General features: G+C 60.5%; 10 protein-coding genes. 6 read left to right on the top strand and 4 right to left on the bottom strand.

Annotated elements, in window-relative coordinates; all coding sequences use genetic code 11:
- Position 1 precedes the first annotated feature (1 nt).
- The gene (locus FIU90_RS08215; protein WP_152434331.1) at positions 2 to 907 is read left to right on the top strand and encodes an alpha/beta fold hydrolase; all 906 of its coding nucleotides are present in this window, start codon (positions 2 to 4) and stop codon (positions 905 to 907) included.
- Positions 904 to 1,398 carry a hotdog fold thioesterase gene (locus FIU90_RS08210; RefSeq protein WP_082745685.1) on the top strand — a complete coding sequence of 165 codons (495 nt, stop codon included), beginning with the start codon at positions 904 to 906 and terminating at the stop codon, positions 1,396 to 1,398. The genes FIU90_RS08215 and FIU90_RS08210 overlap by 4 nt, the downstream gene beginning before the upstream one ends.
- On the opposite strand, the gene FIU90_RS08205 is transcribed toward FIU90_RS08210, so the two are convergent.
- The 3 genes from FIU90_RS08205 to FIU90_RS08195 are packed head-to-tail and all read right to left on the bottom strand — an operon-like array spanning position 1,328 to position 5,494.
- Positions 1,328 to 2,788, bottom strand: a complete 1,461-nt coding sequence (locus FIU90_RS08205; protein WP_152434330.1) for an efflux transporter outer membrane subunit — start codon at positions 2,786 to 2,788, stop codon at positions 1,328 to 1,330. The genes FIU90_RS08210 and FIU90_RS08205 overlap by 71 nt on opposite strands.
- 10 nt (positions 2,789 to 2,798) lie before the next feature.
- Positions 2,799 to 4,370 carry an MDR family MFS transporter gene (locus FIU90_RS08200; RefSeq protein ID WP_051051456.1) on the bottom strand — a complete coding sequence of 524 codons (1,572 nt, stop codon included), beginning with the start codon at positions 4,368 to 4,370 and terminating at the stop codon, positions 2,799 to 2,801.
- Positions 4,367 to 5,494: an HlyD family secretion protein gene (locus FIU90_RS08195; RefSeq protein WP_061926347.1), complete on the bottom strand. Its 1,128-nt coding sequence runs from the start codon at positions 5,492 to 5,494 to the stop codon at positions 4,367 to 4,369. The genes FIU90_RS08200 and FIU90_RS08195 overlap by 4 nt, the downstream gene beginning before the upstream one ends.
- A gap of 125 nt (positions 5,495 to 5,619) precedes the next feature.
- Here FIU90_RS08195 and FIU90_RS15850 point away from each other — a divergent pair, with 125 nt between their 5' ends.
- The 4 genes from FIU90_RS15850 (at position 5,620) to FIU90_RS08175 (ending at position 10,084) form a co-directional block, all read left to right on the top strand.
- Positions 5,620 to 6,111 (top strand): MarR family winged helix-turn-helix transcriptional regulator, encoded by a 492-nt coding sequence (locus FIU90_RS15850; protein WP_090483095.1) that lies wholly within the window; start codon positions 5,620 to 5,622, stop codon positions 6,109 to 6,111.
- 166 nt (positions 6,112 to 6,277) lie between these two features.
- The gene (locus FIU90_RS08185) at positions 6,278 to 7,702 is read left to right on the top strand and encodes an AarF/ABC1/UbiB kinase family protein (RefSeq protein WP_234029455.1); all 1,425 of its coding nucleotides are present in this window, start codon (positions 6,278 to 6,280) and stop codon (positions 7,700 to 7,702) included.
- 547 nt (positions 7,703 to 8,249) lie between these two features.
- Complete coding sequence (locus tag FIU90_RS08180) at positions 8,250 to 8,873, top strand: helix-turn-helix domain-containing protein (protein WP_090483105.1); 624 nt, start codon at positions 8,250 to 8,252, stop codon at positions 8,871 to 8,873.
- Positions 8,870 to 10,084, top strand: a complete 1,215-nt coding sequence (locus tag FIU90_RS08175) for a type II toxin-antitoxin system HipA family toxin (protein ID WP_152434329.1) — start codon at positions 8,870 to 8,872, stop codon at positions 10,082 to 10,084. The genes FIU90_RS08180 and FIU90_RS08175 overlap by 4 nt, the downstream gene beginning before the upstream one ends.
- A gap of 93 nt (positions 10,085 to 10,177) precedes the next feature.
- Here the strand turns inward: FIU90_RS08175 and mobF are convergent, their stop codons facing one another.
- Entirely contained in the window at positions 10,178 to 13,090 is a 2,913-nt protein-coding gene (gene mobF, locus FIU90_RS08170; protein WP_152434328.1) for a MobF family relaxase, read from the bottom strand.
- Positions 13,091 to 13,110 lie beyond the last annotated feature (20 nt).

Here is a 13,110-nt window from a genome sequence, read left to right as displayed (position 1 = left end):
GATGGCGAGAGAAACCTTTACGATTGAGGGCGCAGGCGCGATTTCTCTTACAGCCGAGGCTGAGGGGGATGCCTACGCTAAACCCGTCCTTCTTGCGCACGGCGGCGGGCAGACACGGCGCGCGTGGAGAAGGGTGGTCAGCGAGCTGGCTCAAGCCGGCTTTCGCGCAATCGCCTTCGACATGCGCGGTCACGGAGACAGCGATTGGTCGCTATGCGGAGCTTATGAAATGCGCGACTTCGCGGCGGATCTGGTCACTGCAGCGTCGCGCCTGGACCAGAAGCCAGCGCTGGTTGGCGCTTCACTGGGCGGGCTCGCTGGACTGATTGCCGCAGGGGAGCTTGCTCCAGGTAGCTTTGCTTCACTCACATTGGTCGACATTGCCCCGCGCATGGAGCCCAGCGGTGTGATGCGCGTGGTTGGTTTCATGGAAGAGCATGTCGATAGCGGCTTCGCCTCACCAGAGGAGGCGGCCGACGTGATCGCTCGCTACATACCGCATCGTCCCAAGCGGGGCGCGAGCGATGGTCTGAAAAACTATCTGCGGCAGAAGTCGGATGGGCGCTTCTATTGGCACTGGGACCCGGTGTTTATCCGTAATATAATGTCAGCCAGACAAGGCGACCCAGACAGCCAAGAACGTCAATCGGCAATGCTGAGCCAAGCTGCGGCGAATCTCACGCTTCCGCTTCACCTCATCCGAGGCGGCTCTAGCGATCTTGTTTCCGAAGAGGCCGTTTTGCATCTGCGACAACTCGCCCCCCATGCAGAATACACCGATATTGCCGATGCCACGCACATGGTCGTGGGCGATGCGAACGATGCCTTCTCCGCCGCTATCGTCGATTTCCTACGAACCCATCACTCTTGCGATACGGCTCAACCACAGGGGACGAGGGAGCTATGATCGATCGAGAGCGCTTGCAGGAAATGCTGAATATCGCGCCGTTTCATCGATGGCTTGGGCTGGAGATTGCAACATGCTCCGACCAGGGAATCGCGATCACCATGCCATGGCGCGAAGAGATCGTGTCGAACCCTATGATTGGGTCGGCGCATGGAGGGATCCTGGCTTCACTGGTCGACCTCACCGGGCTTTATACTCTGCTTGCCGGGGGCGTCGCGGCGAGAGCGACGGCCGATCTGCATGTCGATTACCACCGTCCTGCAACCTCAGGACCTCTCACTGCTCACGGACAGATCGTGAAGATCGGGCGACAGATTTCGGTGGCGGAAACCCGGGTTCTCGAGCCCGACGACAAGTTGGTCGCCAGCGGCAGGGGCGCCTACTTCTCGTCAACCGGATCACTTGATCAGCGCGGCGGGACTATTGATCTCGAACAGGCTCTTGCCACCCAAGGCCCAGCGACTTCTGCAGCGCGATCCACGCCAGCGTAAGGGCACCTTTTGCCCGGACGAGGTCTGCTGAGGCCTGCTGCTGTTCTCGCAGGGCCCGGTTGAGGTCAGCCTTCGAGATCGCTCCTGCGGCAAAACGTTGGCGGTTCAGGTCCGCCGCGCCGTCAGCCTGCTTCTTGATTTGCATACTGGCAGCGAGCGCCACACGCTGCTGGCCGAAGCGAGCCAAGGCACGTTCGGCGTCTTGCAGTGCCAGAAGCACCGTCTGCTGGTAATTGGCGACTGCTTCGTTGCGCGCCGCCCCGGCTTGGTCGATCGCAGCGTCTACCCTGCCGAAATCCAGAAAATTCCACTGGAGGCGTGGGATCGCGAGTGCGGAGAAATCGCCGACATCGACAACGTCGTCCAACGAGGATCCGCCGAGGCCCAGGATCCCCGTGAAGGACAATTTCGGGAACCGCGCCGCCTCGGCCACCCCGATCCGCGCCGTCGACGCGGCAAGAGACCGTTCGGCCGCCCTTATGTCAGGCCGACGCGCCACCAGGCTTGCCGGATCGCCGATCGCGACCTGCTCTGGCGGCATGGGAATGGAATGCGCAGTCCTGAGCGCTGCATCAACTGATCCCGGCACCTGTCCGGTCAGTATAGCGAGTGCATCAGACAGGACTGCGATATCCGCTTCAGCTTCGGCAAGTTGTGACTTGAGCATCTCCAGTTCGGCATTCGCGGTGCCTACCGGGAAAAGCGGCAATGCACCGTGCTGATAGCGTTGGTATGTCAGCGCCAGGATCTCTTCCTGCAACGAAATCTGCGCCTCAAATTGCTCTGCGCGGAATTGGGCCTCCCGCAAATTGACGTAGGTGCTGGCCACTTGGGCAGTCAACTGGACCTTTGCGTCCTCTGCATTGGCCACGGTTGCAGCAGCTTGGGCATTGCTGGCTTCAATGCGCCTGCGCGAGCCACCGGCGAACTCCAGCTCCCAGTTGGCGTTAAGGCCCACATTGAAAAAGCTGAGCGAGTCATCGGTTTCTGCGTCGGAATTGGTTTGCTCTGACGGGGGGGGCGCCCCGCCTTGAATGTCGAGACCACGAAGCCGGCCCTGCACGGTGGTGGCCTGTGCCCCAAGCGATGGCATTCGACCCGCACGGTCTTGCCTGATGGATGCCCGTGCCTGGGCAATGCGCGCCTGCGCTGCGGCGAGCGAAGGGTTGCCGGACAGCGCAGCCTCCACCAGCCGCGTCAACTCGGGATCGCCGAGCAGCAGCCACCATTGAGCGACAACCGGATCAGATGCGCTCACATCACTGCCAGCGCGCACAAAGCGAGTGCCCGTGTCTGCTGACACAACTTCCGGGGGGCCTGCATAATCGGGCCCAGCCGTGCATCCAGCTAGCAAGGCGATAGTGATAATCGGAGGTAGCAAGTGGCGCATAATCTCGGGCTCAGTGCATCGAAAGGGAGACATTTTCCGGAAGCGGCTTGAGGAACAGAACAAGCGGGACTGTCGCGAGTGTGAGAAGTCCCATCACCAGAAAGACATCATTGTAGGTCATGATGAACGCTTCGCGCTGGAGAGTGCCGCCGAGTGCCGCCATCGCTCGTTCCATATCGCCCAAGCTTCGCGCCAGTCCGTCGAGATAGGTCTGCAGCGAAACGCTGTTCGCATTCAGCGTTTCTTCCATGCGCCTCGTATGGTGCCAAATTCGCTGGTCCTGGAACGAAGCGAGGGCCGAGAGGGCGAATGATCCGCCAAGATTGCGGGCCGCGTTGAAAATGCCCGAGGCATCGCCCGCGTCTTCCTTGGCCACCGACGCAACCGTTGCCTGATTCAGGAACATCATCGCAAGTATCATTCCGGCCCCGCGGATAAGCTGACTTTCAGTGAAGACAGCGCCGCCGGATTCGGCGGTCAGACTCGTGCTGACAAAGCAGCTGATCGCCATCAGCAGCATTCCGGTGCCGACGGCAATGCGGATGTCCACCTTGCGGATCATCAGGGGCAGAACCGGCATCAGGAGAAAGGCCGGGACACCCATCCAGAAGATGACCAGTCCCGTCTGAAAAGCATTATAGTCAGAGATGATCGCCAGAAACTGCGGAATGACATAGGTCGAACCATACATCACCATGCCCAGGGCGAGCGCCATGATCGCGACGCTGGCGAACTGTCGATTGAACAGGAGCTGCAACTTCAAGACTGGCTTGCGTGCCTTCACCTGTCCGTAAATCAAACAGGCAAAGCCGATAATGGTCACCACCGTTAGCCAGCGAATGAGTGAGGACTCGAACCATTCCTCACGGTGCCCTTCCTCGAGTACAACAGTCAGACCGCCCAGTCCGAGGATCAGCCCGAGAATGCCAGCCCAATCGGCGTCCGTGAGATATTCCCACTTGGGCTTCTCGTGAGGCAGCCCGATAAACAGCAAGAGCAGCAGGATTGCGCAGACTGGCACATTGACGAAAAAGGCATAGTGCCAGCTCAGGTTCTCGGTCAGCCAGCCGCCGATCAATGGCCCCATCACGGGGCCAAGAACCACAGTCATGCCGAACAGGGCCATTCCGATTGGCTGTTGGTGCGGCGGTAATCGTTTAGCCACAATAGTCATTGCGGTCGGAATGAGGACTCCGCCCGTGAATCCCTGACCCGTTCGGCCGATGATCATGGTCGTAAGGTCGGTTGCAATCCCGCATAGCACCGAAAATGCGGTGAACGCGCTAACCGCGATGATGAGGAGGGTTCGCAGACCGAACAGCCGTTCGAGCCAAGCGCTCAGCGGAATGACGACGATTTCAGCAACGAGAAATGACGTAGCAATCCAGGTGCCTTCGGCGCCTGTGGCACCGATCTCGCCCTGAATGACGGGGAGTGCGGAATTGACGATTGATATGTCCAGCGTCGCGAGCATGGCGCCAAGCGCGCCCGCGGCCACAGCGACCCAGGCAGTCACGTCTGCGTTCTTTCGGCCCCCGGCCGGCCCGATCGAAGTGTCCTGCGCTGCCAGTATCTCGGTCATTGAGTCCGACTCGAGATCTCTTCCAATTCGCCGGCAGCATTCCGGGTGTCGACCGTAGCCACTACCGACATGCCGGGAACGAGCAGACGCCGCACTTCAGGGGGAGCATCGATACCGATGCGGACGGGTATCCGTTGAACGATCTTGGTAAAGTTGCCGGTGGCATTTTCGGGGGGGAGGATGGAAAATTCCGCGCCCGTTCCCGGCGATATGCTGACCACTCGCCCCGCGATCTCAAGGTCGGGTAGGGCGTCAACTTCGAGCCTGACGCTTTGGCCGGCCCGGATCAGGCCGACCTGCGTTTCCTTGAAGTTTGCCGTCACGTAGATCGCCCTCACCGGAACCACCGTCATCAAACGTTGACCCGGTTGCACGAACTGGCCCACCCTCACCGAGAGATCGCCGACGCGGCCGGCCTTGCTGGCGCGCAGCAAGGTCGATTCAACCGTAAGGTCGGCTGTTTCCAGCTGAGCGCGAGCAGCGTCCGCCTGCGCCTGGGTCTGGTTGATCTGCTCGAACAGGGTCCCTCGGCGCGCGGTCGCGGCAGCCACCGCTGCCTGCGCGGCGACGAGTTCGGCCCGCGCTTGCCGCGCCTGCGCCTCATACTGGTCTAGCTTTTCCCGCGGTTCGGCTCCTGTCGCGGCAAGGGGCCGATATCGCGCCACCTGGTCGTTCGCGAGGTCCAGTGCTGCGCGCGCGGCGGCGAGTTGGCCCCGCGCCTGGCGAATGGCTGCATCCTGTTCGGCTACCTGAGAACGGATTGTGTCGGCACCGGCCAGGGTCGCAGCGATCTGTGCGCGCGCCTGTTGCGCTTGCGCCTGATAATCCCGCAGATCCAGTTGTACGAGGGCTCCGCCGCGAGCAACCTGCTCGTTCTCCCCCACGAAGACCTCTTCGACGTATCCCGCTACCTTGGAAGAGATAACGACGCTGTCGGCAGCGACATAGGCGTTATCGGTCGTCTGCATGTACTGTCCGTAGGTTACGTGCCGGTAGTACCACCAGATCCCGCCAAGCAGCACGGCAAGACCAACGATGATTAGCACGATGCGCAAGCCACGCCGCGATTGCGGTTTCGTTGGGGTTGTGCCCTCCTGCTCCGGTTGGTTGGAGTTATCGGTCATCTGACTCTTTCGGCAGCCTCAGTAAAAGGTGAACGCGTCTCGCGCCCTATGAGCCGTGAGTCAGATAGTAAAGGCATTTAGCAGTTTGCATTTGGGCATCCGAGGCTATCCGACTACACAGCGCTATGGATGAAAAACCAGATACCATGTCACGGTCTCAGCGTCGGCAGAAGTTCATCACCGATGATGACCGCATTCTCTATCTTATGGACGAGATCAGTCGCGGCGCGCGCAGAGTGTACGATGCGAGGGTCGCCAGGATCGGTCTCAATCAGACACAGTGGAGGATCATCGGACAACTTCTTCGCGATCCTGCCCTTACGCAGGCTGAAATCGCCAAGAAACTGGAACTGGAATCGGCGACCATCGGCCAGGCGGTTGCAGGTCTTTGCGCACGCGGGCTGATGAAAAGGCTTCGAGCTGAGACGGATCGGCGAGCGTGGCAGCTCATCCTCACGGAGCAGCTTGACGATCTGCTGCCCGAACTGAGAGGCTCCGCGGATAGGCTTCATGGTCTGCTTTGGCGCGACATTGCCGCCGACGAGAAGCAAACGTTGCAGCAGACTCTTGAAAGGGTATCGGAAAATCTGGACCAACTCCGGGCCGAGGCTGAGTAAAATCATGGCATCGCCCCCGGAAAAGCCTATCAGCAGCATCGCTCGCGCCGCGGAGATCGGCCAAATCCTAATGAGGCACGGCGCGAAGAATCTCGCCGGAGCCCTCGGATTTATTCCCTCTTCGAGCAATGTCATCGATCCTCGCGAATTTCATCCGGCTGCAGTTGTGGCGTTCCTCCGTGACATCGGGCCAGTCGGCATAAAGCTGGGGCAACTCCTCGCCACCCGAAGCGATCTGTTTACCGAACACTGGATCACGGCATTCTCAACCCTGCACGATCAGGTGTCGTCAGTGCCCTTCGCAGATATCGAGCCCGTACTTGCTTCAAGCTGGGGTGAGGACTGGCGGAGCGACTTTGCGCAGTTCGACGAAAAGCCTTTGGCCTCTGCCTCCATAGCGCAAACCTATTCCGCCAGACTGCGGGACGGAAGCGAGGTCATCGTGAAGGTTCGGCGGCCAGGCACTGCCGCTCGGATGGAGGCTGATGTGCGCCTCCTTATACGCCTTGCCGGGATCGTGGAAGCACGGTCGCCGGACATCGCGCGTTACCGGCCAGTCGAGTTTCTGCGGACCTTCGGCCGCAATCTTGCCTGGGAGATGGACCTCGCTGCGGAATCCCGAGCCTGCGAGCGGATCGGCGCATATCTCGATACCATCGGCGTCAGGTCCCCGGCCATCCATTGGGAACTGACCGGGCTGCGGGTGAACGTTCAGGAACGCCTGTACGGCAGGCCCGCGTCTTCGCTGGGCAGCCCATCGGGCGACCCGCGGGTGGCGGCTTTCGCTAAAAGCTATGCCAACGCTGTCCTGCGGATGATCATCCTGAACGGCGAATTTCACGGCGACCCCCATCCCGGTAACGTCTTCATGATCGGCGAGCAGGATGTCGGCTTCATCGACTTTGGATCGGTCGGGACGCTCACCAAGGCCAGGCGCGACGAGATCGTCCGCCTCGTCCTTGCGATCGCTGGTGAGGAAACCAGCGATGTCGCGAATGTCCTGCTCGCATGGGCGGGGGAGCCGAAGGTGGATCGCGATGCGCTCGCGGTGGATCTGGATCAGTTGATCGGAGAGTTCAGGGGGACCGTGCTATCTGGCATCGAGTTCTCGCAGATTTTTTCCCGCGCTTTCGACCTGTTGCGGGATTATCGACTGGTTCTGCCACCTGATCTGGCCATTCTTCTGCGTACCTTGTTGACTGCAGAGGGCTTCGTCCGATCGCTGGCACCGGACTACAACATCGCCGAAGAGACCCGGCCGATCATCACGGAGCTTCTCGCCGAGCGGTTCTCGCTCGGCAGCGCTCGGTCGGGTTTGAAGAGACTTCGCGGTCAGCTGCTGGGTTTGTCGGCGTCCTTGCCCGACATACTTGCCACTGCGAACTCGATCGCAAAGTCAGGATATGTGCCGGTTCAGCTCGATCCGCTCAGTATCGAGCAGCTCGCTGGACTTCGCAATGAGCGTCAGTCCTTGAAAGGCCCTCTAGCTGCCGCATTGATCATAGCTAGCGCGTTGCTTGTCGATCAATCCTGGCTTCTGGCTGGCGGCGCGCTTGTGATTGCTGGGGTGGTGCTCATCCGAAAGTCATAATGAAGGAGCAACTTAATTCGTGCACGGTCACGATACGGCAAAGCCGAACTTAACGAGGATTTCATGCGCCTCACTTCAGCGACCAAGACGCATCGCGAAGAAAATTTTTCGACCTATTGCGATTGAAGGCTTATTTTCCCTCAATCAGACGAAACTTTGGAACGGCAGCTTTCAAGCGTGTCCTGGCCTGACTTTATGGCCGCTATTGGGGCGCATAGCTGCCATCGACGCTAGTCTGAACCAACGGCAGCTTTTGGGCGAAAATCGTGACTACTCGAATGACCGGGATTAGGGCGCATTGCCGCCGTTGGCCTTCCTGACTGAATGGCAGATCTCTGGGCGAAAGCTCTGTCATCGAAAGAGCGGGAAAAGGCTCTTTGAAGTGACGACGGCTCACGCTTTATGCGCGGCAAACACTACCCATGATATGCAATGGCCTATCATGGGTAGTGTATATATGCCATTGCATATCTCTATTGCCTTTCTCAACGATCATGGTATATGCTAAAACATATAGACGTAGGCCAGCATATGTAGAAACATATTTATGAGCACGACAATCGAGGACATCGCCGCAAGCATCAAAGCGGCACGGATAGCAAAAGGCTTTACCCAGAAACAGCTGGGTGAACGGGTAGGCTTGCCTCAAAGCCATATCTCCAAAATCGAAGGCGGGAGTGTAGACCTACAGATTTCCAGCCTCGTCGAAATAGCGCGCGCGCTCGACCTCGAACTGAAGCTAGTGCCTCGAAGGACCGTACCGGCGATCGAAGGCGTAGTTCGCTCACAGCGCGAAAGAAGCGAGGCAAGTCGAGTGCTCGCAACGATTGCCGAAACCAACCGGTTCGCCGAGCGAGTACGGGAGAGCTATCCGAGCGTCACCGAAGTGACCGAGCTTCAAAGCGCACTTAAGGATATCCAGGCCGTTAATTTCACTCCCGAAACGCTCAAAGCCATCGAGCAGGCCTTGCAGCCCGTCGCTCATCTGAAAAAGCATCTCCAGGATCTCGGCTGGGCGCTTGAGCAGCAAGAGGGAAGGAAGAAACTCACCCAACAGATCGCAGCATCCACGCGTGCCCTCCAACACGTCAGAAACTCGCAGGTTCAAGCAATCGGTCAAGACAGTGCCTCAAGACGGCCTGCTTACCGCCTTGGGGACGACGCCACATGATCGACGCAGCTGCTCTCGATATCTTTCTGGGTAAGACGCGCGTTGGAACCATTGCGCGCCTCGATGGAGATGCGAGCATCTTCACATTCGACGAAGTCTACCTTGCCGACCAGGATCGGCCAACGCTGTCGCTGGCCTACAAGGACGCGAACGGCGAAATCATTGCCGAGACACGCAGCTATCGAACGAAGATTGAGCCGTTCTTCTCCAACCTCCTTCCTGAAGGCACGCTTCGCGACTACCTGGCCCGCCGCGCGGGCGTGAAAGCCATGCGCGAGTACCACCTTCTCGCACAGCTCGGGCACGATCTTCCCGGCGCAGTGCGCGCCGTCGCCGTCGATGCCGAGGAAACGGAGGCCGACGAGCTAGATGAAGAAGCGGCGGGGAAGCAGGCAGAGCGCGCGCTGCGCTTCTCGCTTGCCGGCGTGCAACTCAAATTCTCGGCAATCAAAGCCCAGGGCAAGAATGGCGGGCTGACGATCCCGGTCACGGGCAGCGGCGGCGACTGGATCGTCAAGCTCCCGTCTGCCAGACATCCGGACGTGCCCGAGGCAGAATTCGCAGCGATGAAACTGGCGGCAAAGATCGGGATCGACGTTCCTGAAATCGACCTTGTTCCGCTCGATCAGATTGATGGCATACCCGAAGGTATCACCCGTTACGGAGAGTCCGCTTTTGCCATCCGGCGCTTCGACCGGGGAGAAGAGGGACCCGTACACACCGAAGACTTCGCCCAGGTGTTCGGTGTCTTTGCAGACGATAAATACCAGAATGCGAGCTACCGCCAGATCCTCAGTGTGCTGGCGATCGAAACTGACGAGCAAAGCGTGGTCGAATTCGTCCGCCGGCTCACCTACTCGGTGCTGATCGGGAATGGCGACATGCACCTCAAGAACTGGTCGTTGATCTATCCGGACCGGCGTAACGCGCTGCTGGCACCTGCCTATGACTTGCTTTCGACGCTCGCCTATATCCCAGGCGACGATGCTGCACTCAAGTTTCATAGCTCGCGCGAGTGGGCGTCCTATACCTATGATGAACTCGAGGCGATCGCCGACAAGGCAAGGCTGCCTGCCAAGCTGATCACCGCGACAGCGAAGGATGTCGTTGCACAGTTCGACGACGCCTGGAGCAGCGAAAGCGGACACCTGCCCTTCCCCGATGACGTGCGAAGCGCGATTGAGAGGCATCGCAAGACTCTCGCGATCTGAGAGCGGTTCCGAAATCCGGCCGTTCGCGTGTAAGCACCACCTGGACCAACTGCCTGGCCCAATTCGTCAGAAAATCTGGCACATAGCGGCCCTTCAAATCCCGAAGTCCAGTGTCTTGCTCTTGCTTCGGGCGAGTTCCTTTTCGGCCTTGTTGACCTCTTCCGGTTTCAGCTGATCAAGTTCGCCGTTTTTCTTTTCTGGCGGGGTCAACTGTGCGGTGACCTCGAGGGCCGAGGCCTTCTCGCCCTTGTTGCGTGCGACGGCTGCTCCGAGCCTGTCCGAACTATCGACAACCAGCGTCAGGTGATCGCGAAGCCTCGTGATCGTCACCAGGAAGGTCTTCTGGTTCGACAGGTTGCGCTCGCGGCTGTCCATGACTGCAATGCCGCGATCGGATGTCAGACCCTGCGCCATATGGGCGTTCAGCGCATAGGCAAGATCGATCCGCTTCAGCATCGGATCGTCCTTTTTGAGCTCGACCTGGTCTCCCCTTGAAGTTTCGAAAGTGACCTTTCCGCCGGCAATGGCAACCACCCTGGCCTGGTCGGCATTGAACAGGCCGCGCCGGTGATCGTTGCGGGTCCAGCGGATCCGGTCGCCTTCATGGATTTCGAGCTTCCTCGGCTCATGCAAGACGAGATTCTGGTCGCCCTTCCCTGCCCTGATCCGCGCAGGATCGAACGCGAACCGCTTGCCGCGCTTGTCCGCGACTTCGACCTGCCTGCCCTTCCGGTCCTGTCCCAGGACACGATACTCGCCCGCTGACAGTCCCAGGGCCTGTTGCTTTCTCGAGACCTCGAGCACCCGACCAGGCTGGTAGGCTGACAGATGTCGCAGTTCTTCGCGGGTCGTGTTGACGCGATCGAGCACTCCAAGCTCGGCCTTGCCCGGTCCGATCTCGCCATTGGCGAGAAGTCCCTGCTGGACGGCAGCATTGACCGCAGAGCGGATGGCGCGGCCCGAGGCGTAGATCGATGTCCGCGCGCGGTCGTCCTTGTCGAGCGCCAACCAGGTATCAGCAGCGACCAGCGCGCCATCGCCCTTGGCCTCGACCGTGTGCGGCTGCAGGTGACGCAGCGCCGTGCGTACATCACCCGCCTGTGCTGCCGCCTGCGCCTCGCGGATGACTGGATCGCGGGCGCGCAGGTTGGTCGCCATTTCAGCGCTCGCCATGCCCGTCCGCTGCAGCAGCGCGAAGGGTTTGCCCGCATCGACTGCGCCGAGCTGCTTGCGGTCCCCCATCAGGACCAGGCGGTGAACGCCAGCAAGATTGGCAAGGCGGACGAGCTTTTCCTTGTCCTCGTTCGAGACCATCGAAGCCTCGTCGAGCACGAGCACATGGTCCTTCAGCGCCGCCTTGGCCTCCAAACGCAGCGCCGCGTTGCCGGGATCGTCGAGCAGCTTGTTCCAGCCACCAAGAAAGCGTGCCAGCGTCTGCGAGCCGATGCCGGTGTCGCGTTCGAGCATCTGGACGAGCGTGTTCTGGATCGCGAGGCCAATGACCGGGTGGCCCTCGTCGCGCAGCACCTCGGCGACTGGCTTCAGAACGCTGCTCTTGCCGGCACCGGCAATTCCCTGGACCGCGATCGTTCGATCCTCTGACGTCAGGATCAGCTTCGCCGCTCCGAGCTGGCCCTCGTTGAGGCAGAACCCCTGCCCTGCCATTGCAGCGGTCTGGACACGATCAGTAGCGCTTCCCGGCTCAACTGCAGATGAGCTCGCACCCTTGCCGGCGGCAACCTCGGACATGATCCTTTGCTCGGTCAGCACCGCGTCACGCGAGGCGAGCCAGCCCCTGTGGTCTCCCTTGCCCGCTATCAGGTCGCCGGAGCGCACCAAGGCGCGGGTCCGTCTTTCAATATCGGCAATCGTCGCTGGCAACCCGAAATCGAGCGCAGCCTTGTAGAGCGCGGTGCGCTCGAAGGCAGCCTCGCGCTGCGAAAGATGACGCACCGCCGAAGCGACGGCCTGCGCAGCTGCGATCGTCTCACGGCCCTGCCTGAGGACCGATTTGGGCACGAACGGATCGGCCGGATCGCCCCTGACATGCGCGGCGAAACGTCCCAGCCATGCGCGCCCGCGCTCGGCAAGCGAACCGAACCTGCCAGTTTCGATCGACTGTTTCAGTGTGCGGGTCTGCGCCCGCTCGACCAAGGGCGCGAGGTCCAACCCGATCGATTTCGCGGTTTCGCTCCATTGCATGCCGAGGGCCTCGCGGTCCTCGATCCCGTCCTTGCTCGCGCGCGTATCGAGCGCGGCAATGCGGCCCGCTTCAAGACCAGAACCGCGCCGTGCATCGAGTACTTCCTGGCGGCGGCTCGAGAACGCCATGACCTGTTCGCGGGTGATACCGCGCGCCTCGAAATTGCCATGCTTGAGGGTCGGTCCCGGCTCATAGCCAAGCTTCTCGACCGCGACGCGAAAGCGCGCCATCGCGATAGAATTGAGCGTGGTGTTGAGCTGCCAGAGCCGGTCGTTCTTGAGCGTACGCCACTTCCCGTCCTTGCCTTGCGTGACATTGGCGATCACCGCATGGAAATGGAGGTTCGGCTCCTGGTTGCGGTTGGTGTCGTGCTGGAACAGGCCGATCGCAAGGTTTCCGGTGGCCTGCGTTACGATCTTGCCTTTCTCCACCATCCGGGTCTCGGCCGCATTCTTCTCAGCCCAGTGCAGCGCTTCGAGGACGGCTTCGCGATAGGCAGGGATGATCCGCTCGTCCTTCCCGACGAGCGCCAGCAGCGACCAGCTCTTGGGAACGGAGAAGGTGAGGTCTGTACCTGGGCGGTGTGCCTGCCCGGGATTGCCGACACTGCTGCCGTCGGGCAGCTCTCCGCGCAGCAGCGCGTCGAACACTGCGGTCTCGACCTTGCCGTCGAGACCAAGGCGCCTTGCACCCTCGCCGACCCACCGGCCCGAGCGGTCGGCATCGGCGCTCGCGTAGTAATTGTCCGAAGCGAAGTAGCTTGCCGCCGCCGATGGCGAGCGGACATTGGCGACGGAAAGCATGGGCTGGGATCACTTTCTCT

Source organism: Erythrobacter sp. THAF29, assembly GCF_009363635.1.
Taxonomy (GTDB): domain Bacteria; phylum Pseudomonadota; class Alphaproteobacteria; order Sphingomonadales; family Sphingomonadaceae; genus Erythrobacter.
This window is presented reverse-complemented; position numbering and strand designations above follow the sequence as displayed.

Excerpts from the sequence above, each read along its gene's own strand:
- FIU90_RS08200 (WP_051051456.1), bottom strand. The coding sequence starts at position 4,370 with ATGACCGAGATACTGGCAGCGCAGGACACTTCGATCGGGCCGGCCGGG.
- FIU90_RS15850 (WP_090483095.1), top strand. The coding sequence starts at position 5,620 with ATGGATGAAAAACCAGATACCATGTCACGGTCTCAGCGTCGGCAGAAG.
- FIU90_RS08195 (WP_061926347.1), bottom strand. The coding sequence starts at position 5,494 with ATGACCGATAACTCCAACCAACCGGAGCAGGAGGGCACAACCCCAACG.
- mobF (WP_152434328.1), bottom strand. The coding sequence starts at position 13,090 with ATGCTTTCCGTCGCCAATGTCCGCTCGCCATCGGCGGCGGCAAGCTAC.
- FIU90_RS08210 (WP_082745685.1), top strand. The coding sequence starts at position 904 with ATGATCGATCGAGAGCGCTTGCAGGAAATGCTGAATATCGCGCCGTTT.
- FIU90_RS08205 (WP_152434330.1), bottom strand. The coding sequence starts at position 2,788 with ATGCGCCACTTGCTACCTCCGATTATCACTATCGCCTTGCTAGCTGGA.
- FIU90_RS08180 (WP_090483105.1), top strand. The coding sequence starts at position 8,250 with ATGAGCACGACAATCGAGGACATCGCCGCAAGCATCAAAGCGGCACGG.
- FIU90_RS08215 (WP_152434331.1), top strand. The coding sequence starts at position 2 with ATGGCGAGAGAAACCTTTACGATTGAGGGCGCAGGCGCGATTTCTCTT.
- FIU90_RS08175 (WP_152434329.1), top strand. The coding sequence starts at position 8,870 with ATGATCGACGCAGCTGCTCTCGATATCTTTCTGGGTAAGACGCGCGTT.